Source organism: Mesorhizobium sp. B2-3-10 (assembly GCF_006442275.1).
In the GTDB taxonomy this organism is placed as follows: Bacteria; Pseudomonadota; Alphaproteobacteria; order Rhizobiales; family Rhizobiaceae; genus Mesorhizobium; species Mesorhizobium australicum.
In genome coordinates this window covers 820,062-843,007 of the sequence record NZ_VFVT01000001.1, presented here as the reverse complement: position 1 = coordinate 843,007, position 22,946 = coordinate 820,062, and the positions used below count along the sequence as shown (strand labels likewise).

The following is a 22,946-nucleotide window of genomic DNA, read 5'->3' as shown; positions in this document are numbered from 1 at the left end:
GCGTCGTGAATGCTTGCCAAGGGCGGCTCCGGCCGCCTTTTTCGTGCGGGCAGCTTCGTCAGACGACGATCGTGGCGATCAGCCAGAGCGCTGATCCCAGCATGAAGAGGGAAGCCCTGGCACCACCGGCCTTCTCAGCCGTGCGCCAGACCGCCAAAGCCAGGAAGATGCTGTAGGGCACCGGTGCGAAATGCACCGCAAGGACAAGGCCGAGCGGCATCTTCAGCCCAAGCAAGATCAGCGCCCCGGCAGACGACGCAATATTGATCGCGGTTCCGACAAGCATCATGTCGCGCCAGAACAGCCGGTCGATCGGCACCTCGCCAAGCCAACGCGAGCGGAAGAAATCCGCGATCACTTACCCCTGCCTCAGCACTTCGGTCACGGCGCACTCGACCCGCGAGCATTCCGTCACCAGCCAGTCGGTCATGGCAGGCCAGTTGTCCTCGGCAAAGCAGTTGACGCGCCACATCGAATTGATGCCAAGGCCTTCGCAGCTTTGTTCCGGCCTGAGCTTCAGCCTGTCTTCGATCGCTGGTCGGAACGGCTTCAGCCGCGACCAGCTTTGCGTGGCGCCGAACTTCTCGTTGCGGCCGAAGAAGACACCGACATGGTTCTGCGCCGGCGCGACATACATGGAAAGCACCAGAGCGAAATCGGGCAGTCCGCGCTGCCAGAACCAGGGCCCGCGCCGCGCCAGCCGGGCTCTTTCTTCCGGATGCCGTTCGGCAAACAGCAACCAGAAGCCGCGATGGCGGAATTCCGAGGCGCGGCGGCCGCCGAAGTCGAATTCGCTCATGGTTCGAACCGTATCACCGGCAACCGCGTCGGGCACCGGCCGGTTAGTCTTACACCATGCCGAGGGCGGCCATGTACAGATCGAGGATGGCGTCCTCCTCCTGGCGCTCGGCCTGGTCCTTCTTGCGCAGACGGATGATGGTGCGGATTGCCTTGGTGTCGAAGCCGGTGCCCTTGGCTTCGGCGAAGACTTCCTTGATGTCGTCGGAGATCGTCTTCTTTTCTTCCTCGAGCCGCTCGATGCGCTCGATCAAGGCACGCAGCTGGCCGGCGGCAACAGTCTGGCTGGTCTCGGTGATATCGTCGGCCATGTTTTCTCCAAATCGGTTCCGCGCCGCGACTCGGGGAACGTGCCGCGACGAATTTCAGCGGTTCGATGCCCGACCGGAGCCGGCGGGTCAAGCCGTTATCGAACAGCTCGCCAAGGCCTGCCGTCATGAGCCGACAGCCTGCCCGTTCCTTGCGAGCTCTCAGTTGAAGGCGATCAGGAGATCCTTCGCATCGATCTGGTCGCCGGCCTTCACCAGCACCTCGGCGACCGTCCCGTCGCGCTCGGCGTGCAGCGCCGTCTCCATCTTCATCGCTTCGATGGAGAGCAGCACGTCACCGGCCTTGACCGCCTGGCCGGCGGCGACCGAAAGTGCGGAGACCACACCCGGCATCGGCGCCCCGACATGCGCCTCGTTGCCGGGCTCCGCCTTGCGACGCGCCTTGGCCGCCGACGCGCCATGCGCGCGATCGGGCACCTTCACGCGCCGCGGCTGGCCGTTGAGCTCGAAGAACACCGTGACCATGCCCTTGTCGTCGACATCGCCGAACGCCTGGCAACGCACGACCAAGGTCTTGCCCCTTTCGATATCGACGAAAATCTCGTCTTCCGATTTCATGCCGTAGAAATAGGTCGGCGTCGGCAGAACGCTGACCGGGCCGTAGGTCTCCTGCGCGGCGACGAAGTCGGAAAACACCTTCGGATACATCAGCCACGAGGCGAACTCGTATTCCGACAGCTTGCGCTCGAGCTTGTCCTCGATCTCCTTGCGGCTCTTCTCGAGGTCGGCCGGCTTGAGCAATGAGCCGGGCCGCGCCGTGATCGGCTTGTCGCCCTTGAGTGCCTTCTTCTGCAACGCCTGCGGCCAGCCGCCAGGGGATTGGCCAAGATCGCCGCGCAGCATCGAAACCACCGAGTCCGGGAAGGCGATGTCGCGGGCCGGGTTCTCGACATCGGCAACGGTCAGGTCCTGGCTCACCATCATCAGCGCCATGTCGCCCACGACCTTAGAGGACGGCGTCACCTTGACGATGTCGCCGAACATCAGGTTGACGTCGTGATAGGTCTGCGCCACCTCGTGCCAGCGTGTCTCCAGCCCCAGCGAACGCGCCTGTTCCTTCAAATTGGTGAACTGCCCCCCCGGCATTTCGTGCAGATAGACCTCGGAAGCCGGGCCTTTCAGGTCGCTCTCAAAAGCAGCGTACTGATTGCGAACGGCTTCCCAGTAGAACGAGATCTTTCGGATCCATTGCGGGTCGAGGCCTGGATCGCGCTCGGTGCCTTTCAGCGCTTCGACGATTGAACCCAGGCACGGCTGCGAGGTGTTGCCGGAGAAGGCGTCCATCGCCGCGTCGATGGCGTCGACACCGCTTTCCACGGCCGCCAGCACGGTTGCCGCCGACAGACCCGATGTGTCGTGGGTGTGAAAATGGATCGGCAGGTCGGTCGCCTCGCGCAGCGCCTTGAACAGCACGCGGGCAGCACTCGGCTTCAACAGGCCGGCCATGTCCTTGACGGCGATGATATGGGCGCCGGCGGCCTGCAATTCCCTGGCGAGCCCGACATAGTATTTCAGGTCGTACTTGGCCCTCGCCGGATCGAGGATGTCGCCGGTATAGCACATCGCCGCTTCGATCAGCTTGCCCTCGGCGCCGACCGCGTCCATGGCAACGCGCATGTTCTCGACCCAGTTCAGGCAGTCGAAGACGCGGAACAGGTCGACGCCGCCCGACGCCGCCTGCTTGACGAAATGCTGCACGACATTGTCGGGATAATTGGTATAGCCGACGCCGTTGGCGCCGCGCAGCAGCATCTGCAGCAACAGGTTGGGGGCGGCTTCCCGCACCAGCGACAGCCGCTCCCATGGATCCTCGGTGAGGAAGCGCATGGCGACGTCGAAAGTGGCCCCACCCCAGCATTCGAGCGACAGCAACTGCGGCAAGGCACGCGCATAGGTGCCGGCGATGCCGGCAATGTCATGCGTGCGCACACGGGTGGCGAGCAGCGACTGGTGGCCGTCGCGCATCGTCGTGTCGGTGACCAGCACCTCCTTTTGCTCGCGCATCCAGGCGGCGAACTTTTCCGGCCCGAGCACGTCGAGCTTCTGCTTGCTGCCGCTCGGCACATTGCCGTTGAGATAGGGCACCACGGGCGGCGCCGCGTCGGCCTTTGGCGTCGGCCGGCCGCGCGTCTCGGGATGGCCGTTGACGCTGACGTCGGCCAGGTAGTTGAGCAGCTTGGTGGCGCGGTCCTGGCGCTTGACCTGCTGGAACAGCTCCGGCGTCGTGTCGATGAACCTGGTCGTATAGGAATTGTCGGCGAAGCTCGGGTGATTGATGATCGCTTCGAGGAAGGTGAGGTTGGTGGCGACGCCGCGGATGCGGAACTCGCGCAGAGCGCGGTTCATGCGGGCGATCGTCTCGGCCGGCGTCGGCGCCCACGCCGTGACCTTCTCCAGCAGCGGATCGTAGAAGCGGGTGATGACCGCGCCGGAATAGGCCGTGCCGCCATCGAGGCGGATGCCGAAGCCGGTGGCGCCGCGATAGGCGGTGATGCGGCCGTAGTCCGGAATGAAATTGTGTTCGGGATCTTCCGTGGTGATGCGGCACTGCAAGGCATGGCCGTTCAGCCGGATATCCCTCTGCGCCGGCACACCCGATTCCGGCGTGCCGATGGCGAAACCGTCGAGGATGTGGATCTGCGCCTTCACAATGTCGATGCCGGTCACCATTTCGGTGACGGTGTGCTCGACCTGGATGCGCGGATTGACCTCGATGAAGTAGAACTTGCCGGTATCCGCGTCCTGCAGGAATTCGACGGTGCCAGCGCCGATATAGCTGGTCTCGCGCGCGATCTTCAGCGCGTAGCCGCAAAGCTCCTGGCGCAGGTCCTCGCTAAGATAGGGCGCCGGCGCGCGCTCGACGACCTTTTGGTTGCGGCGCTGGATCGAGCAGTCGCGCTCGAACAGGTGGACTGCATTGCCGTGCGTGTCGCCAAGCACCTGCACCTCGACGTGGCGGGCGCGCTCGATCAGCTTTTCGAGATAGACCTCGTCCTTGCCGAAGGCGGCCTTCGCCTCGCGCTTGCCTTCCATGACCTCGCGGGCGAGGTCGGCCTCGGAGCGGATGGCGCGCATGCCGCGGCCACCGCCACCCCACGAGGCTTTCAGCATGACCGGATAACCGACCGTCTTGGCGAGTTCCTTGACCGCCTCCATGTCGTCCGGCAACGGATCGGTCGCCGGCACCACGGGCACCCCGACCTCGATGGCTAGATTGCGCGCGGCGACCTTGTTGCCCAGCCGGCGCATCGTGTCGGGTTTCGGGCCGATGAAGGTGATGCCTGCTTGAGCGCAGGCTTCGGCGAATTCGGGGCTTTCCGACAGCAGCCCGTAGCCGGGGTGGATGGCATCGGCGCCTGAAAGTCTGGCGACGCGGATCACCTCCTCGATCGACAGATAGCTCTCGATCGGACCCATGTCCTTGCCGAGATGCGGGCCGCGCCCGACCTGGTAGCTCTCGTCGGCCTTGAAGCGGTGCAGCGAGTATTTGTCTTCCTCGGCCCAGATCGCCACGGTTTTGAGGCCCAGTTCGTTGGCCGCGCGAAAGACGCGGATGGCGATTTCTGACCGGTTGGCGACGAGGATCTTCGTGATGGCCAAGGACTGGGCTCCAGCAGCGGAAGGAACGGGAAATCGGGGCAATGATTAGCGCGAAAATGCTGCAGTGCAAACAAAATCGATGCTGATTTAAACCGATTTAGATCGATTGTCCGGCCAACACTCGCATGCATCGGTTCGAACGGACGGAACAATGGCGACAATTTCGATCCTGGATGCGATCTTCCTGGTTAAGGAAGGCTCGCCGTGACGTAACCCCGCTGCCGCCGCGCATCAAAAGAAAATGCCCGGCGCGAGGCGCCGGGCATCATTGGTTTCGGATCCGAATGAATTACGACTTCGGGAACCAGGAATACTTCCCGTCGTCCTTCTTCTTCCATTCGTACATGATGTAGCCCGGCAGCTTCGGATCGCCCTTGGCGTCATAGGCGAGATCGCCCAGAACGGTCGGGAACGGTCCGCTTTCATGCATCGCCTTGGCGACCGCCTGCGGATCGTTCGTCTTGGCGGCAGCGGCCGCCTCGGCCACCACCTGCACGGCGGCATAGGCGTAGAGCGTGTAGGCTTCCGGCTCGAAACCCTGCGCGCGGAACTTCTCGACGAGTTCCTTATTGGCTGGGATCAGGCGCGGGTCGGGGCCGAACGTGTTGAGGGTGCCGGCGACAGCGTCGCCCGCGATGGCGGCGAGTTCGTCCGTCACGATGCCGTCACCCGACATCATCGGGGCCTTGAGGCCCTGGTCCGCCGATTGACGGATGATCAGACCGGCTTCGGTATGCAGGCCACCCCAGTAGATCAGGGTGACGCCGGCTTCCTTCATCTTGGCGATCAGCGCCGAGAAGTCCTTGTCGCCGACATTGACGCCTTCATACATCACTTCCTTGATGCCGGCGGCGTTCATCGCCTTCTTGGTTTCGTCCGCGAGGCCCTGGCCATAAGGGGTCTTGTCATGGATCACGGCGACTTTGGCATCCTTGAAGTTCGCGGCGATATAGGCGCCAGCGATGCTGCCCTGCTGGTCGTCGCGTCCGCAGGTACGGAACACATTCCACAAGCCGCGCTCGGTAAACTTCGGGTTGGTTGCGGCCGGCGTGATTTCGACGATGTTGTTTTCGGCGTACACTTCGGAGGCCGGGATCGACACGCCCGAGTTGAAGTGGCCGATCACGAACTTGACGCCGTCGCCGACGAACTTGTTGGCGACCGAGATGCCCTGCTTCGGATCGGAGACATCGTCGCCGACTTCGAGCTTGATCTGCTCGCCATTGATGCCGCCCTTGGCATTGATCTCGGCGACCGCCGCTTCGGCGCCCTTCTGCAGCTGTGCGCCGAAGGCCGCGTTCGGACCGGTGATCGGCCCGGCGACGGCGAACATTACATCAGCCCACGCGTTGCCGCCGAACGCGACGAGCGCGGTCAGGGCCACGGCGGACAAAAGTGACTTTTTCATTTAAACGCTCCCATTAACGGAGTGGGCGTGGATGAAGCTTTCATGCGATGCCCACCCTTATCGCAGAAAGCATAGTTTGCCGATTTTCAGGCACTTGTCACGCCGATTCATCCCTGACGCGGCGTTAATGATGAACGTCAACCTTTCGGTTTCCAGCTCAAGATTGAAGCTCTTTCGTAGAGCCAATTATACTGTGTGACCATCTGGTTGGTTCGTGTGTATTGATAGCCGACGAAGCCCAGTATCATCAGCACGATGGTGTCAACGATATAGTAATGCAGCGAGAACATCGTGCCGTCGAACAGCGCGTGATGGATGAAGCGGATTCCAATGCCGAGCCCGAGCAGATAGGCAAACAGCTGGATGAAGCTGCGCCATGTCTGGGCACTGGCCTTGCCGGTCATCCATGCCGCCCATCCGCCGAGCAGGCAGGTGACGAAGAAGAACTGCCAGATCGACGGTTCCTCGTAGAGAATGCCTTGCATGGGAAGTCTCCTGAACTCAGTGATGTCCGCCTTCGAGATAGGCGGCGCGCACTTCCGGATTGGCGAGCAGCTCCTTGCCGGTGCCGCTCATCGTCACATTGCCGTTGACCATGACATAGCCGCGCGTGGCAAGCTTGAGCGCGCCGAACGCGTTCTGCTCGACCAGGAACACGGTCAGCCCTTGGGTGCGGTTCAACTCGCGGATGGCATCGAAGATCTGCTTGACGATCAGCGGCGCCAGGCCCAGCGACGGCTCGTCGAGCAGAAGCAGTTTCGGCCGCGCCATCAGTGCGCGTCCGATCGACAGCATCTGCTGTTCGCCGCCCGACAGCGTACCGCCACGCTGGGCGATGCGCTCCTTCAGCCTGGGGAACAGCGTGAACACCTTCTCGACGTCCTCGCCATAATATTTGAGGTTGTCGAGGCTGGCGCCCATCTGCAGGTTTTCCATCACCGTCATGCGCGGAAAGATGCGCCGGCCCTCGGGCGACTGGGCAATACGCATGCGCGCGATTTCGTGTGTCGGCAACTGGGTGATATCGGTCCCGTTGAAGGTGATGGTGCCCGTGCGGGCGCGTGGAGCCCCGAAGATGGTCATCATCAGCGTCGACTTGCCGGCGCCGTTGGCGCCGATCAGCGCCACGATCTCACCCTGCTTGACGCTGACATTGACGCCGTTCAGCGCACGGATATTGCCGTAGTAGGTCTCCACGCCCTTGATATCGAGCAGCGTTGTCGTGGCCATCACTTGCCCCCTCCACGCTTGCCCTGAACGGGCTTGGCTGTGCTCGCCTTGGCTTTGCCGGACACATGACTGGTCGCCACCTTGCCTGCATCGACGCGGCGCGAGAATTCCGTATCCTTGCCTTGGCCGAGCAGCTTGGCCTGCTTGACCCACTCCTCGCGCGCGATGCGTCCGTCAAAGGCCAGGTAGGCCTCGACCGCCTCGACATCTGCCTTCTTCCAGGCGCCGATCTGGTCGAAGTGGAAGATGCCGTGTTCGTTGAGCTTCTTCTCGTTGACCGTGCCGATGCCCTTGATGCGGGTCAGATTGTCGGCCTTGCCGCCACGGGGGGCAGCGAGGCGGTTCGAAACGCCTTCGGCCTTCGCGGCGGGCGCCTTGGCCGCCGTTTTCCTTGGTGCCGCTTTCTTCGCGGCGGGCTTGGCCGGCGCCGGTGTCGGGGCAACAGGCCTGCTTGCCACGCTGGCGCCGCGGGCATCGACCTGCGCTGCCTTCGAGGCGCCTTTCGACACGGTTACGCGTTCGCCTTGGCTATGGCCGACGGTGTCGCTCACCGGCCCGGCCAGATACGATGACGATGTCCCCGGGCCATGCGCGGAATCGGGGCCGATGTCGAGCTGTTCGATGACGTCCTCGTCGCCGACTTCGGTAAGTACGGTCTCGACCTCCTCGTCGTCGACGCCAAGATAGGCAGCGATGACGCGCGGGTCGGTGCGCACCGACTGCGGATTGCCGTCGGAGATCTTGCGGCCATATTCCAGCACCACGACATGGTCGGAGATCTGCATGACCACCGACATGTCGTGCTCGATCAGGAGGATCGAGGTGCCTGTCGTGTGCTTGATCCCCATCAGCAGTTCGTTGAGAGCCGCCGATTCCTTCGGATTGAGACCGGCCGCCGGTTCGTCGAGGCACAGAAGCTCGGGACCGGTGCACATGGCGCGCGCGATCTCGAGCCGCCGCTGTGCGCCGTAGGGCAAGTCGCCGGCCGGATCGTCGGCGCGATCAACGAGATCGGCCTTTTCCAGCCAGTGCTTGGCAAGCTCCACCGATTCGGCCGAGGCCTTGCGGTAGCCGCTGAAGCCGAACAGGCCCAGGATCGTATACCCGGACGCCTTCATCAGCTTGTTGTGCTGGGCGACGAGCAGGTTCTCCAGCAGCGTCATGCCCGAGAACAGGCGGATGTTCTGGAAGGTGCGCGCCACCTTGGCGCGCGCCGGGATCTCATGGTTGGGCAGCCGTTCCAGCAGGTAACTGGAGCCGTCGGCCCGGTTGAGCGTGATCATGCCTTCCGACGGCTTGTAGAAGCCGGTGATGCAATTGAACACGGTGGTCTTGCCGGCGCCGTTGGGGCCGATCAGCGCGGTGATTTCGCCGCGCCTGGCGGTGAAGGACAGGTCGCCGATGGCGACCAGGCCGCCGAACTTCATCGACAGATGATCGACCTGCAGGATGGCGTCGTTCATTTGTGCGTTCGCATTCATCAGCCGTGACCCTCCTTGGTGAAGGAGCTTGAGACAGCCCTTCGCTCCTTGAGGAAGGCTGTCGGTTCACGACTGCCGACAAAGCCCCGCGGCTTCCACAGCATGACGATGACCATGGCCATGCCGAACAGAAGCATGCGGTAGAGTTCGGGGGTGAAATCTTGCCCGAAGACCTGTTTGAGGAAGTCGAGTTCGCGCAGTGCCTCGGTGCCGCCGATCATTACCATCGCGGCGACGGCGATGCCGACCAGCGACCCCATGCCGCCAAGGACGACAATGGCAAGGATGATGGCCGATTCCAGGAAGACGAAGGATTCCGGGCTGACGAAGCCTTGCCGCGCGGCGAAGAATGCCCCGGCAAAACCGCCGAACATGGCACCGGTGGCAAACGCCGTCAGCTTGGTCGTGGTGGTGTTGATGCCGAGCGAGCGGCAGGCGATCTCGTCCTCGCGCAGCGCTTCCCAGGCACGCCCGACGGGCATGCGCCTCAGCCTGATGGTGACGAAGGCGGTGAGCATGCAAAGCGCCAGGATCAGGTAATAGAGGAAGATCTTGTAGTAGGCGCTCGAGGTCGCGAGGTGCAGGACCTTGGCGATGTAGTTGGGGTCCGAGACGTTGAAGGTCATCAGGCCGAAAAAGGTGACTTTCGGAATGCCGGAGATACCGGCCGAACCGTTGGTCACATCGCGCCAGTTGATCAGCACCAGGCGGATGATCTCCCCGAAGGCAAGGGTGACGATCGCCAGGTAATCGCCGCGCAGGCGCAGCACCGGAAAGCCGAGCAGCACGCCCCAGAACGCGGCCATGGCGCCGGCCGCCGGAAGCAGGATCCAGAACGACAGGCCGTAGGTTGTGCCAAGCAGCGCATAGGCGTAGGCCCCGACGGCGTAGAAGGCGACGTAGCCCAGATCGAGCAGGCCGGCGAGGCCGACGACGATGTTCAGCCCCCAGGCCAGCATCACGTAGATCAGGATCTGGATGCCGAAATTGTCGACCCATTTCAGCGAGCCCTGCAATCCGGTGGCGACCGACCACGACATCAGCGACAGCACGACGATGACAAGGATCGGATAGAGCACCAGCGCGGCAATGCCGAGCTTGGTGAAGTTGGCGTGGATGAAGCCGCGGTAGTAGTAGATCACGCAGGCCAGCGCATAGATGATTGCGAGCGCGCGCAGGAACTGCAGATAGCCGGCCGCCTCTGCTCCTATCCATCCGGGAAGCGAGCCGTTGAACACGAACAGCAGCACCACCGCGATGATCGCCACGACAAACGCCGGCAACAGGAAGAAGCGCGACGCCGCACTGGCCGGCAACAGGCCGGTGGCGACATCGGCGATCTTCTGGTTGGCCATGAAGGGTTGACCATAGGCGATATAAAGGAAACGGCCGATAGCCGTGGCGATCACCACGGCGGCCAAGAGGCCCCAGCGCTTCACCAGGACCAGTTCATTGGAGATGTTCTGGTCTGTCTTGAGGCCGATGAACAGCACGAACAGGCCAAGCGAGATGGCGCCGGCATAGAAGCCCTCGCGCAGCGCGCGCTGCATGGGGCTGGCGACGGTGTCGCGCTCTGGAGATACGGTCACGGCCATGGTCTCAGACCTTTTCGACTTCTGGCCGGCCCAATATGCCGGAAGGCAGGAAGATCAGCACGATTGCCAGGATCGAGAACGCGGCGACGTCCTTGTAGTCGATCGAGAAATAGGCCGACCACATGCTCTCGATGAAGCCGATCAGGAGGCCGCCCAGCACCGCACCTGGCAATGAGCCGATGCCGCCAAGAACCGCCGCCGTGAATGCTTTGACCCCGGGGGTAAAGCCGTCCGAGAAGGCGATGACGCCGTAGTACATCAGGAACAGCGTGCCGGCGACAGCGGCAAGAGCGGCGCCCATGATGAACGTGATCGAGATGGTGCGGTCGACGTCGATGCCCAGCAGTGCGGCCATCTTGCGGTCCTGCTCGCAGGCGCGTTGCGCCCGGCCAAGCGAGGTCTTGTTGACCAGGTACCAGAACAGCGCCAACAGCAAAGCCGTGACGATGACGATGATGATCTGCTTCAGCGAAACGCTGACGCCGTTGATGTTGTAGACTTGGCTGACCATCGGCGGGATCGGCTTGTTGCGCGGGCCTTGCGTCACCTGGACGAAGTTCGACAGCGCGATCGACATGCCGATGGCGGTGATCAGCGGCGCCAGCCGGAACGAACCGCGCAGCGGCCGGTAGGCCACTTTCTCGATCGTCCAATTGTAGAGGCTGGTGAGCAGCATCGCCACGATCATCATGACCAGCAGCGCGATGACCACGGGCACCGAATAAAACAGCGCGCCGAGTATGAGGAAGACGATCAGCGCCGTGAAAGCGCCCACCATGAAGATGTCGCCATGGGCGAAATTGATCATGCCGATGATGCCGTAGACCATCGTGTAGCCGATCGCGATCAGCCCATAGATCGATCCCAGCGTCAGCCCATTGATAAGCTGCTGGACAAAGTACTGCATGTGTACATGGCTCCCCTGGAATGTCGCCCATGCAGACGCATTCCTTTTCGTATTTCCCCTAGTCGTAAAGTTTCGAGCCCGGATTGCAACGTGATTTTTTTGACCGCTCCGCGTGTTTGCAAGTCACGTCTTCCCGATCGCCCGCTTTTCGCACCCAGCCCCTGGACTATCGCGGACCCTATCATTGGCATAACGCAATGTCTTTGACGATTGAGCCGCATCATGCGCTCCGTTTCGAAGAAATCACCGTCAAAATTAGGTGATGAGAGGAATCGTTGCATTCCTGACACGGTTCGTTTTTTCGTCACACTCCTTTCCGCAGGGTCAGGATTCTCCTACTTGACCACGAAACCATGCGCGAACGGATCGCGGTCGTCGATGAAGATCGTGTTCAATCCAGTCATGCGGGCCCAGCCGCCGATCGAAGGGATGATGGCCGGCTTGCCGGCGACGGTGACGTCCTTTTCAACCTTGCCCTTGAACAGCGAGCCGATGATCGATTCATGGACGAACGCATCCCCCGCCTTGAGCTTGCCCTTGGCATGGAGTTGCGCCATGCGCGCCGAGGTGCCGGTGCCGCATGGAGAGCGGTCGATCGCCTTGTCGCCGTAGAAGACGGCATTGCGGGCATCGGCTCCCTCGACCGTCGGCTTGCCGGTCCACAGCATGTGCGACAACCCGGTGATCCCGGGATTCTCCGGATGCACGAAGGAATACTTCTCGTTGAGCCGCTGCCGCACCACTGGGCTCCAGGCGATGAGGTCGCCGGCGGAATAGTCGGCCATATCGCGATAGTTCGCCTGCGGCTCCACGATGGCGTAGAAATTGCCGCCATAGGCGACATCGACGGTGATCTCGCCGAGCCCCGGACATTCTACCGCCAGTCCTTCAGCATAAAGGAAGGACGGCACGTTGGTGATGCGCACCTCCTCGACATACTCGCCGACCTGCTTGTATTCCGCGATGACCAGGCCGGCGGGCGTGTCGAGCCGCAGCACACCCGGCGTCTTCGGCTTGATCAGCCCATGTTCGATCGCCATCGTCACCGTGCCGATGGTGCCGTGACCGCACATCGGCAGGCAGCCGGACGTCTCGATGAACAGGATGGCGATGTCGCAATCCTCGCGCGTCGGCGGGTAGAGGATCGAGCCTGACATCACGTCATGGCCGCGCGGTTCGAACATCAGGCCGGTGCGGATCCAGTCGTATTCGGCCAGGAAATGTGCCCGTCGCTCCATCATGGTCGAGCCCTGCAGCAGCGGGCCGCCGCCGGCGACCAGCCGCACCGGGTTGCCGCAAGTGTGGCCGTCGATGCAGAAGAAGGATTTCTTGGCCATGTCGCTCCTCGAGATCAAAACCGTTGTGGACTGAAGGGGGCCAGATCAACGGATGAAGTCTGCCCCAGAACGAATTCCCTGATCAACCGCCCGGTTGCCGCGGCCTGCGTCAGGCCGAGATGGCCGTGGCCGAAGGCGTAGATCACGGACTGGCTTCGCGCCGCCTTGCCGACGACGGGCACCGAATCCGGCAGGGAGGGCCGGAACCCCATCCATTCGCGCCCGCCCGAGGGATCGAGCCCCGGCAGGAATTCCCGCGCTTTCCGCAAGAGCGCCTTCGACCTGTTGAAATTGGGCGGCCGCTCGATGCCGCCGAGTTCCACGGCACCGCCGACACGCAGGCCGGTTTCGAGCGGGGTGATGACGAAGCCATGGCCGGAAAAGATCAACTGTCGCCTCACGTCGAAGGCGCTCGTCGGCAGCGTCGTGTTGTAGCCGCGTTCGGTCTCCAGCGGAATGCGATCGCCGAGTTGCCGCGCCAGCAGATGCGACCAGGCGCCCGCCGCGATGACAAGGCGCCTGGCTTGCCTGCTCGTGCCGTCGGCCAGCGTCAGCGTCACGGCATCCTGATCCGCCGCGACGCGGTCGATGCGGGCCATCTCGAAGCGGGCGCCCTTGGACTGCGCGTACGCCCACACCGCCTTGCCGAGCAGTTTTGGATCGGCGACGGTCTTCCATCCAGGCACGAAAGTGCCCTTGACGAAGCGCGGTGACAGCCCCGGCTGCAGGTCCGCCAGGATCTCGCCCTCGACATGGCGGAAGCCGATGCCGAAGCGCTCGCGCGCCGCCCAGCCCGACAGCGAGGCGCGGAACTCGGCCTCGCCTTCGTAGAGTTCGAGCGAACCGTCCTCGCGCAGCATCGGCCGGGTGCCGGAACGATCGAGCAGATCCATCCATTCGGCCTCGGCAAGCTTCATCATGCCGGCCTGCGCCGTCAAGCTCGCCTCATATTTTCCAGGCGCGCCGGCGCGCCAGAACCGGATCAGCCAAGGCAGCAGCTTCGGCAGGTAGGCGGGCGGAATGCTGAGCGGGCCGAGTGGATCGGCGAGCCATTTTGGCAGCTGCCGGATCATGCCCTTGTGCGCCAGCGGCAGCACGTCGGAGAAGGCAAAGGCGGCGGCATTGCCGGAGCTCGTCTCCTCGCAGATGCCCGTGCGGTCGAAGAGCGTGACGTCCAGTCCCGCCTCGGCAAGGAAGGCAGCCGCGCAAATGCCGATGATGCCGCCACCGACGATGGCGATGTCTCTCCCTTCTCCCCGTTCACGGGGAGAAGGTGCCCGCAGGGCGGATGAGGAGCGCCGCCCCTTGTCTGTCGATTTGGACTTTCCTTGCACCTGGGCGCTGCCTCTCATCTGGCTGCCGCCACCCTCTTTAGAACTGCGGCAGTGTCGGCCGCGCCGCCAGCGCATCCTTGATGATCTTCTCGACAGCCTTGCGGCGTTCGCCCGACAGCGGCATGCGCGGCATGCGCACGCGGTCATTGGTGTTGATTGCGAACACTTCGGCAAGCTTGATGTTCTGCACCAGATAGGTCGAGACATCGAGGTCGAGCAGCGGCCGGAACCAGCGGTAGATGGCGAGCGCCTCTTCGCGGCGCCCCTGCTTCATAAGCTGGTAGATGGCGACGGTCTCGCGCGGGAAGGCGGTGACCAGACCGGCCACCCAGCCGATGGCACCCACGGAGAGCGCCTCGAAGGCCAGGTTGTCGACGCCGGTGAACAGGTCGTAGCGGCTGCCCAGGCGGTTGATGATCTCGGTCGAGCGGCGGATGTCGTCGGAGGATTCCTTGATGGCGACGAAGCGCTTGTCCGACGCCAGCTCCTCCATCTGGTCGACGCTTACATCGACGCGGTAGGCGAGGCGGTTGGAATAGATCATGACCGGCAAGTCGCCGGCTTCCGCCACTGCGCGCAGCGCCACCACCGTCTCTTCCGCGTTGGTGTGGTAGATCGGGCTCGGCACCACCATCAGGCCATTGGCGCCTTCCTTGGCGGCGCGCTTGGCGATACTGGCGGCCTCGCGGGTGCCGGCCTCGTTGACCGTCAGCAGCACCGGCTTCTTGCCAGCGATCTTCTGCGCGGTCTTCAGCACCTCGATCTTCTCGTCAGGCGACAGCATCGGTCCCTCGCCCAGCGAGCCGCAGACGATGATGCCATCACAGCCGGCATCCATTTGCAGGCCGAAGCAGCGCTCCATCTCGGCGTGATCGAGCCGGTCGTCGGCGGTGAATTTGGTCGTGACGGCGGGGAAAACTCCGGTCCACATAGTTTATCTCTCCATCTGATATATCAGCCGTATATCTGTTAGGAAAGCTGCTGTCAATGCGGAATCTGTTATGATATATTCTAGATATATCAGGAGAGAGCCTTTGATATCCATGGAAGCAAGCATCGTGTCGGAGCCCGCGGCGACCAAGGCCTATCGCGTCCTCGAAAACATGATCGTCACGCTCGAACTGGCCCCGGCGAGTTTTGTCACCGAGGGGTCCCTGATCGAGCGGCTGGCGCTCGGCCGCACGCCGGTGCGCGAGGCGATCCAGCGGCTGGCCTGGGAGGGATTGCTAGACGTCAGGCCCCGCGCCGGCATCGCGATCGCGCCACTGCACCCCGGCGACTGGCTGCGTGTGCTCGACGCAAGGCGCGGCGTCGAGGTGGTGCTCGCCCGTTCGGCCGCACGCTTCGTCACCCGCGAGGCCGCCGACCTGTTCCACGAGGCGGCGCTCGCCATGCAGAAAGCAGTGATATCAGGCAATGTGCTCGCCTTCATCCAGGCCGACAAGGCGCTCGACGAGGCGCTGGCGCTGGCCGCCGACAACCCGTTCGCCGCCCGGCTGGCCGCCCCCCTGCAGACCCACAGCCGCCGCTTCTGGTTCCGCTACAAGGCCGACACCGGGCTGGCGGAGTCCGCCGAGCACCATGTTGCATTGATCCGCTCGATCCTGGACGGCGATGAGGAAGGCGCCGCCAAGGACGCCAAGAAACTGATGGCACTGCTGCGCGGCCATGCCGAGGTCGCCGCCACGCGCTAGTTGCAAGAGCGCGAAGGCAAATCGCTCAGGCGCCCGGCAAGGCCGCCTTGAGTGTCGGGCTGTCCCAGCCTTCGCCAACCGACAGGATACAACTCTGGCCTTTCGTATCGGAAGCCAAGACCGTCCAGCTGCCTTGTTCCGAAACGAAGACCTCGAGGACCACATTGGGGTTGATCAGGCCGCGCCCGGCTTCGCTTTCGTGGAAGTTCTCGCCGAGCGCCTTCACGATATCGGCGCGTGGCGCGCATTGCCCAGCTGCATTTGCCTGAGCAGCGCACGAGCACATCGCCATCGCCGCAACGAACATTGTCGCCGTAAGACGTCGTGTCATTTGACACCTCCTTGCGCCGGACGATGCAATGCCACCGGCCCGCCGTCGGCGCCCTGGTTGTCTGCCGCGCCTCCTCCACGGCAGGATTGCAGCCCTAAGTCGCGCAATCCCCCACCGGTTCCATCACATTAGCGTTTGCAAAAACAAAAGGCCTAAGTCCGGGGACTTAGGCCTCAGGTTCAATCGATCTTCTCATCCGCCCTGCAGCGAGGAAGACCAGATAAAAAAGCGTCCGGTCAATTCATCGTCGGGATAACGAACTCGGCGCCGTCCTTGATGCCGGACGGCCAGCGCGAGGTAACCGTCTTGGTCTTGGTGTAGAAGCGGAACGCGTCCGGGCCATGCTGGTTGAGGTCGCCGAAGGAAGACGCCTTCCAGCCGCCGAAAGTGTAATAGGCGATCGGCACCGGGATCGGTACGTTGACGCCGACCATGCCGACTTGGACACGGCTGGCGAAGTCGCGCGCGGCGTCGCCATCGCGGGTGAAGATGGCGACGCCATTGCCCATCTCATGATCGTTGGCGAGTTTGATGGCGTTCTCATATGTCGGCGCGCGCACCACCGAGAGCACCGGCCCAAAGATCTCTTCCTTGTAGATGCGCATATCGGCCGTGACATTGTCGAAAAGGCAACCGCCCATATAGTAGCCGTTCTCATAGCCCTGCATCTTGAAGCCGCGGCCGTCGACGACAAGCTTGGCGCCTTCCTTGACACCGGTGTCGACGTAACCCTTGACGCGCTCCAGCGCCTGAGCGGTAACCAGCGGGCCGAAATCCGCTGCCGAATCCGTCGACGGGCCGACCTTCAGGCTTTCGACGCGCGGGATCAGCTTTTCCATCAGCCGGTTGGCGGTGTCGTTGCCGACCGGAACGGCCACCGAGATAGCCATGCAGCGCTCGCCGGCCGAGCCGTAGCCGGCGCCGATCAGTGCGTCGACGGTCTGGTCCATGTCGGCGTCGGGCATGATGATCATGTGGTTCTTGGCGCCGCCGAAGCACTGCACGCGCTTGCCGGCCGCCGTGCCGCGCGAATAGATGTAGTGCGCGATCGGCGTCGAGCCGACAAAACCGATGGCCTTGATATCCGGATCGTCGAGGATGGCGTCGACGACATCCTTGTCGCCGTTGACGACATTGAGGATGCCGGCCGGCAGACCGGCCTCGATGAACAGTTCGGCAATGCGCATCGGCACACCCGGATCACGCTCCGAAGGCTTCAGGATGAAGGCGTTGCCGCAGGCGATCGCCGGCGCGATCTTCCAAAGCGGGATCATCGCCGGGAAATTGAATGGCGTGATGCCGGCGACGACGCCGAGCGGCTGGCGCATCGAATAGACATCGATGCCGGGGCCGGCGCCGTCGGTGAACTCGCCCTTCATCATGTGCGGAGCGCCGATGCAAACCTCGACCACTTCCAGGCCGCGCTGGATATCGCCCTTGGCGTCGGCGATGGTCTTGCCATGTTCGCGCGCAAGAATCTCAGCCAGTTCGTCATAGTCGCGGGCAACCAGTTCGAGGAACTTCATCAGCACGCGCACGCGGCGCTGCGGATTGGTCGCGGCCCATTTGGGCTGTGCGGCTTTGGCGTTCTCGACCGCCGCGCGCAATTCCGCCTGCGAGGCCAGTGCCACCGTGCCGCGCACCGTGCCGTCCATCGGCTGCATGACGTCCTGCTTGCGGCCGCTGGTGCCGGCGACACGCTTGCCGCCGATGAAATGACCGTAGTCGATCATGATTTCTCTCCCTGGGTTGTGATGTCGCATTGTCCGCCTTTGGGCGGCCGATGGCAACGCGAGGGAGAACGCAACCGTTGTGCGCAAAATAGATATCGATTGACGCGCGAGCATCAATTCTCGCAATACTCGCCCGAGATCGCCATCAGGGGAACGCCATGAACTGGGATGACGTCCGCATCTTCCTCGCCGTGGCGCGGGCCGGCCAGATCCTTGGCGCCGCCAGGCGGTTGGAGCTGAACCACGCCACGGTCTCGCGCCGCATCGCGGCCCTTGAAGACGCGTTACGCACGAAACTCTTCCGCCGGCTGACCACCGGCAGCGAACTGACCCCGGCCGGCGAGCGCTTCCTCGACATCGCCGAGCGCATGGAGGGCGACATGATCGCCGCCCGCTCGACCATATCGGGCGAAGGCGACGACGTGTCCGGAACCGTGCGCATCGGCGCGCCTGACGGCTTCGGCGTCGCTTTCCTGGCCAAGCGGCTGGGCGAACTCACCGCCCAGCACCGCGAACTCACCATCCAGCTCGTCCCGGTGCCGCGCTCCTTCTCCCTGTCGCGACGCGAGGCCGACATTGCCATAACCGTCGAGCGGCCGACCGAAGGCCGGCTGGTGGCGGGAAAACTGGTCGACTACTCGCTCGGGCTGTTTGCCTCCCGCGGCTATGTAGACGCGCATGGCCTGCCCAAAACCGCCGCCGAACTTGGCCAGCACACCCTCATCGGCTATGTGCCTGACCTGATCGTCAGCCCGTCGCTCGACTACGCCGCCGAATTCAGCGCCGATTGGCGGACCAGCTTTGCCATCTCCTCCGCACTTGGTCAGGCCGAAGCGGTGCGCTCGAGCGCCGGCATCGGCATCCTGCACACCTTCGTCGCCCGCTCGATGCCGGAGTTGGTCGCCGTCGATGTGGTCGCGCCCATCCGCCGCGCCTACTGGCTGGTCTATCACGAATCGGTGAGACCGCTGCGCCGCGTCCAGATCGTTGCCTCCTTCATCACCAAGGCGGTGGAACGGGAGCGGGGGTTGTTTACCTGATTTCGCCCAGATGCCTGCGGGTTTCGCGCCCTTCAGGCAGGGTGCCGACATCACAATAACGCGGGCCTGGATCACGCACGCCGCCTTTTCCTTGCCACAAAACCGACCAGTGTGGCATCAGGCGTGCGGTCGCCGGCCATGGGACAGGTCGGGTGGGGAAATCTTTCAGAAAGCTGGCGCGGATAGACATGCGAGCCGTTCTTGCCATCCTGCCGCTGCTGTTCGTCTCCGCATGCGCCAACCCATGGACAAAAGTTCCGGAAGCCGAATTGCCGAAACCGATCCGCTACGCAATGGCGCGTCCCTCGCCTTTCGTGATCGGCAATTACTGCGGTCCCGGCACCCGCACCGGCGATCTGTCGGCCCGGCCTGTCGATCGCCTCGACGCCGTTTGCCGAACCCATGATGCCTGCTACATCGCCCGCCGCAACCATTGCGACTGCGACGGCGCCCTTGTCGCCTCGGCGAGGGCGATCCGCGATGACATGACGGCGCCCCGCAAGATGCGCGGCGAGGCGGACCTGCTGATCGCCACCTTCGCCATCCCTGTCTGCAAGGTTTTCCCGCAAGGTTTCATGCCGCCCCGCGACCCGGCGCAGTTGAGCGTCATGAAGGCCGGGGCGACGGGGTGAACATCCGCACGGCCATCCTCGCCCTGTTCGGGCTGGCCGCCCTTGCCGGCTGCGGTGCGGGCCGCAATGCCTGCGAACTATCGGCCGGGCAGGAGGCTTGCGCACGGCCCTCGCTGTCGGCTGGCACGCCCGGGTCGCGGGTCGCGGCTGAGCAGTTCTTCGGCAATGACGGCGGCAGCGACTATGAAAGACGGTTCCTGGCACTGCTCGCCCACAACCAGCTCGGCGCCATGGACCGTGCCAACGGCACCGGCCCCTTCGGGCGCAACCGCCTCGATGTCCAGAACCGCGATTTCCAGGCGACCTATTCGACGCTCCAGCACCTGGCCGGACCGGTCGCCAACGCTCATCTGCCGCCGGTCGGTGGGGGCAGCGGTGACGGTCATTTCGACGGCCGCTGGCGGGTGTCGCGGCAGACGCTCTATATCGATGCGGCGGCGCGGCCCTCGGCCGCCAGGATTTTCGATTTCTCCGGCTTGCAGGCACGCAGCACCGAGATCGTCGTGCGCCAGGCGGGCAAACAGCCGGCCGACATCGAAGGCAGTTGCGACGGCGCAGTGGCGCTCCGCGCTGGCGGAGCCTCACGCACCATCGCCGCCGGCGCGGCATTCCACTTTCACCTCTCCGGCGAGGACGACACGGTCAGCCTGTTCCCGGGCGACGCCCTGAACCGGTGCACGGCGAGGATCCGCTCCAGCCTTGCGCCCACCGGTACACCGCTCACCATCCGGCGTGAAGAAACCGCGGATCCGGCGCTTGCCAGCTTGGACAGCCGCTACCAGCGCTGCCCAGTCCCCGGCGATGCAGGCCTCGATGCGCTCGAGCGCGCCTTCTATGCCAGCCGCTGGCTGTCGCAGACCTGCGCCATGCCGATCGGCGAGCCCAGGCTGCTGCGCAAGTCGCGCGACGGCTTCAACGCCAAGGTCGAGGCGCTGATGGGCGCGCCGCTGTCCAATGCGGCAATAGACAAGGGCGATCCGGAACTGCCGCTCGATTTCTCGAAGGCGCCAAGGCTGAAGCTGATCTATCTGTCCTCGCTGGAATTCAAGGCCGACTTTTCCGGGCGCGTCATCGAACGGCTGATCCGCCATCATGCAGCGCTTGGCACCAAGGTGCGCATCATAGTCACCGACGTGCTGGAGCGCGAAAAGGACGACGCCATGCTGCACCGGCTGGCCGCCGAATTCCCCAATGTGGAGCTGCAGGAATATCGCTGGCGGGCGGACCACGGCGCGCCGATCGACGAGCAGATTTCACAACTGCACAAGGTCCATCATGTCAAGATGCTGGCCACGCTGGCGCAGGACCCCGCGCGCTCGCGCGTCATCATCGGCGGCCGCAACATCCATGACGGTTTCCTGTTCCACCAGCCGATCGATCTGTCGCGCTATCCGGACCTCGAGCAATACGGCAAGACCGACGGGTTTTCGCTGAATTACTACTCGAACTGGAGCGACTTCGACATCGAGTTCGCCGACCGGGCGACGGTCGAGACGCTCGCCGCGCAGCTGTCGACGATATGGCTGCGCGACGCCGACACCAACCTGGCGCGCCCCTTCTCCATCCCGGTCCGCGGAGATGGCCCCCGGGGCAATGCCCGGCATTTCATCTCGATGCCCTATGAGGATGACCATGCGCTGGAGGCCTATTTCGTCGAACTGGTCGATGCCGCCCGGCACCATATCCAGATCGTCAACCCCTACCTCAATCTGACGCCGAGCCTCGCCAAGGCTTTTGACCGGGCGCTCGCCCGCGGCGTCAGGATCGACGTTGTCGGCCGCATCGACCTCAAGGGCGATATCGGGGGCAGGTTTCTCACCGCGCTCAACAAGCTGTTCGTCGAGAAATATGGCGACCGTATCGATATCCGCGAGTTCAAGGCGCCTGACGTGGTGCTGCATTCCAAAATCATGATGATCGATGAAAGGCTGGTTGCCATCTCCTCGGTCAACCTCAACAACCGCAGCTTCTTCCACGATTCGGAGAACGGCATGATGGTGCTCGACCGCGCCTTCTACGCCAGGATGAAGCCGGTCTATGACGACTACCTCGCCCACTCGAACCCGGTCGCCACCAATGTGACGATCCCGTGGGCCTACCGGCTGCTGTTCGACGAGGCGTGGGTCAGGCAGGCGTTCTGATATCGCCCCGGTTCCGGGGCAACGACATAAGCAAAGAATAAAGCGCGAGACGCGCGGGGGCTATTTCAGGTAACGCTCCTGGGCCAAGGCACGCACGTCGATATCGGGCACCCGGTTGGAGATGATGTCGGCCAGAACCTTGGCCGAGCCGCAGGCCATGGTCCAGCCGAGCGTGCCATGGCCGGTGTTGAGATAGAGGTTGGACAGCTCCGTGCGGCCGATCAACGGCGGTCCGTCAGGCGTCATCGGCCGCAGCCCGCACCAGAACGTCGCATCGCGCATCGCGCCGGCTCCCGGAAACAGGTCGCCGACCGAGTGTTCGAGCGTGCGCCGGCGCGATTCATGCAGCCTGAGGTCGAAGCCGGAAATCTCGGCCGTGCCGCCGACGCGAATGCGGTCGCCGAGCCGGGTGATCGCGACCTTGTAGGTTTCGTCCATCACGGTCGACACGGGCGCGGCGGCGGCGTCCTTGATCGGCACCGTGATCGAATAGCCCTTGACCGGATAAACCGGGATCGGTCGCTTCATCCGGCGCATGAAACCAGCCGAATAGCTGCCCAGCGCCATCACATAGGCGTCGGCGGTCAGCCAGCCCTTGCTGGTGCTCATATTGTTGACGCGGTTGCGGCTGCGGATGACGCGCCATATCGTCGTGTCGTATTCGAACTTGACGCCGCGCGCCACGCAGAGCTCGGCCAGCCTGTCGGTGAACATCTTGCAGTCGCCGGTCTCGTCGCCCGGCAGTCTCAGGCCGCCGACGAATTTTTCACGCACCCCCGCCAGCGCCGGTTCCGCCGCGATGCAGCCGTTGGGATCAAGGACCTCATAGGGCACGCCATATTTCTTCAGCACCTCGACATCGCCTGATGTGCCGTCGAGCTGCTTTTGCGTCCGGAACAGTTGGAGCGTGCCCTGCGTCCGCTCGTCATAGGCGATGCCGGTCGCCTCGCGCAGCGCCTTCAGCGTGTCGCGGCTGTATTCCGCCAGCGGCACCATGCGCGATTTGTTGATCGCGTAGCGCTCGGCGGTGCAGTTGCGCAGCATCTTGACCAGCCACGTCCACATATGCGGATCGAAGGCCGGCCGCACCACCAGCGGACCATGCTTCATCAAGAGCCACTTGATCGCCTTGAGCGGGATGCCGGGGCCGGCCCAGGGCGAGGCATAGCCGGGCGAAATCTCGCCGGCATTGGCAAAGCTGGTTTCCAGCCCCGGCCCTTTCTGGCGGTCGATCACCGTCACCTCGTGGCCGGCCTCGGCGAGATAATAGGCCGTGGTCACCCCGATCACGCCACTGCCCAGCACCATGATTTTCATCATTCACTCCTTGCCGCGCCGAGCGTCCTCAGGACGCCC

At 63.6% G+C, this 22,946-nt stretch carries 20 protein-coding genes; 4 read left to right on the top strand and 16 right to left on the bottom strand.

Going from position 1 to position 22,946, the window contains the following annotated elements:
- Nucleotides 1-58: 58 nt before the first annotated feature.
- From FJ943_RS04245 to FJ943_RS04185, 13 genes are all read right to left on the bottom strand, one after another.
- The gene (locus FJ943_RS04245) at nt 59-358 is read right to left on the bottom strand and encodes a hypothetical protein (protein WP_140616614.1); all 300 of its coding nucleotides are present in this window, start codon (nt 356-358) and stop codon (nt 59-61) included.
- Entirely contained in the window at nt 359-799 is a 441-nt protein-coding gene (locus FJ943_RS04240) for a hypothetical protein (protein ID WP_140719970.1), read from the bottom strand.
- A gap of 49 nt (nt 800-848) precedes the next feature.
- Nucleotides 849-1,109, bottom strand: a complete 261-nt coding sequence (locus FJ943_RS04235; protein ID WP_015315223.1) for a DUF2312 domain-containing protein — start codon at nt 1,107-1,109, stop codon at nt 849-851.
- Nucleotides 1,110-1,268: 159 nt separating this feature from the next.
- Entirely contained in the window at nt 1,269-4,727 is a 3,459-nt protein-coding gene (gene pyc / locus FJ943_RS04230; protein WP_015315222.1) for a pyruvate carboxylase, read from the bottom strand.
- Nucleotides 4,728-5,016: 289 nt separating this feature from the next.
- Nucleotides 5,017-6,135, bottom strand: coding sequence for a branched-chain amino acid ABC transporter substrate-binding protein (locus FJ943_RS04225; protein WP_015315221.1), 1,119 nt, complete (start codon nt 6,133-6,135; stop codon nt 5,017-5,019).
- Nucleotides 6,136-6,272: 137 nt separating this feature from the next.
- Complete coding sequence (locus tag FJ943_RS04220) at nt 6,273-6,620, bottom strand: DUF6867 family protein (protein WP_013892487.1); 348 nt, start codon at nt 6,618-6,620, stop codon at nt 6,273-6,275.
- Between the two features lie 16 nt (nt 6,621-6,636).
- Nucleotides 6,637-7,365, bottom strand: a complete 729-nt coding sequence (locus FJ943_RS04215) for an ABC transporter ATP-binding protein (RefSeq protein WP_015315220.1) — start codon at nt 7,363-7,365, stop codon at nt 6,637-6,639.
- Complete coding sequence (locus FJ943_RS04210) at nt 7,365-8,846, bottom strand: ABC transporter ATP-binding protein (RefSeq protein WP_015315219.1); 1,482 nt, start codon at nt 8,844-8,846, stop codon at nt 7,365-7,367. Before FJ943_RS04210 ends, FJ943_RS04215 begins: the two co-directional genes overlap by 1 nt.
- The gene (gene livM, locus FJ943_RS04205; RefSeq protein WP_140719968.1) at nt 8,846-10,441 is read right to left on the bottom strand and encodes a high-affinity branched-chain amino acid ABC transporter permease LivM; all 1,596 of its coding nucleotides are present in this window, start codon (nt 10,439-10,441) and stop codon (nt 8,846-8,848) included. The genes FJ943_RS04210 and livM overlap by 1 nt, the downstream gene beginning before the upstream one ends.
- Nucleotides 10,442-10,445: 4 nt before the next feature.
- Nucleotides 10,446-11,348, bottom strand: coding sequence for a branched-chain amino acid ABC transporter permease (locus FJ943_RS04200; RefSeq protein ID WP_015315217.1), 903 nt, complete (start codon nt 11,346-11,348; stop codon nt 10,446-10,448).
- Nucleotides 11,349-11,683: 335 nt separating this feature from the next.
- A complete protein-coding gene (locus FJ943_RS04195) occupies nt 11,684-12,685 on the bottom strand; it encodes a 4-hydroxyproline epimerase (RefSeq protein ID WP_015315216.1) in 1,002 nt (333 codons plus the stop codon).
- Nucleotides 12,686-12,699: 14 nt separating this feature from the next.
- On the bottom strand, nt 12,700-14,037 hold the full coding sequence (locus FJ943_RS04190; protein ID WP_181174489.1) for an FAD-dependent oxidoreductase: 1,338 nt from the start codon (nt 14,035-14,037) through the stop codon (nt 12,700-12,702).
- A gap of 19 nt (nt 14,038-14,056) precedes the next feature.
- On the bottom strand, nt 14,057-14,950 hold the full coding sequence (locus FJ943_RS04185; protein ID WP_140719966.1) for a dihydrodipicolinate synthase family protein: 894 nt from the start codon (nt 14,948-14,950) through the stop codon (nt 14,057-14,059).
- A gap of 70 nt (nt 14,951-15,020) precedes the next feature.
- Between FJ943_RS04185 and FJ943_RS04180 the strand changes: the two genes are divergently transcribed.
- Nucleotides 15,021-15,713 (top strand): GntR family transcriptional regulator, encoded by a 693-nt coding sequence (locus tag FJ943_RS04180; RefSeq protein WP_051041241.1) that lies wholly within the window; start codon nt 15,021-15,023, stop codon nt 15,711-15,713.
- A gap of 25 nt (nt 15,714-15,738) precedes the next feature.
- Here the strand turns inward: FJ943_RS04180 and FJ943_RS04175 are convergent, their stop codons facing one another.
- Nucleotides 15,739-16,044: a hypothetical protein gene (locus FJ943_RS04175; protein WP_015315212.1), complete on the bottom strand. Its 306-nt coding sequence runs from the start codon at nt 16,042-16,044 to the stop codon at nt 15,739-15,741.
- A gap of 236 nt (nt 16,045-16,280) precedes the next feature.
- Nucleotides 16,281-17,777, bottom strand: a complete 1,497-nt coding sequence (locus FJ943_RS04170) for a CoA-acylating methylmalonate-semialdehyde dehydrogenase (RefSeq protein WP_015315211.1) — start codon at nt 17,775-17,777, stop codon at nt 16,281-16,283.
- 158 nt (nt 17,778-17,935) lie between these two features.
- Between FJ943_RS04170 and FJ943_RS04165 the strand changes: the two genes are divergently transcribed.
- From FJ943_RS04165 to FJ943_RS04155, 3 genes are all read left to right on the top strand, one after another.
- Nucleotides 17,936-18,817 (top strand): LysR family transcriptional regulator, encoded by an 882-nt coding sequence (locus tag FJ943_RS04165; RefSeq protein ID WP_140662594.1) that lies wholly within the window; start codon nt 17,936-17,938, stop codon nt 18,815-18,817.
- Nucleotides 18,818-19,005: 188 nt separating this feature from the next.
- Nucleotides 19,006-19,449 (top strand): hypothetical protein, encoded by a 444-nt coding sequence (locus FJ943_RS04160; RefSeq protein WP_015315209.1) that lies wholly within the window; start codon nt 19,006-19,008, stop codon nt 19,447-19,449.
- Nucleotides 19,446-21,590, top strand: a complete 2,145-nt coding sequence (locus tag FJ943_RS04155) for a phosphatidylserine/phosphatidylglycerophosphate/cardiolipin synthase family protein (RefSeq protein ID WP_140719964.1) — start codon at nt 19,446-19,448, stop codon at nt 21,588-21,590. Before FJ943_RS04160 ends, FJ943_RS04155 begins: the two co-directional genes overlap by 4 nt.
- Before the next feature lie 60 nt (nt 21,591-21,650).
- Here the strand turns inward: FJ943_RS04155 and FJ943_RS04150 are convergent, their stop codons facing one another.
- Nucleotides 21,651-22,907: a D-amino acid dehydrogenase gene (locus FJ943_RS04150; protein WP_140720368.1), complete on the bottom strand. Its 1,257-nt coding sequence runs from the start codon at nt 22,905-22,907 to the stop codon at nt 21,651-21,653.
- Nucleotides 22,908-22,946 lie beyond the last annotated feature (39 nt).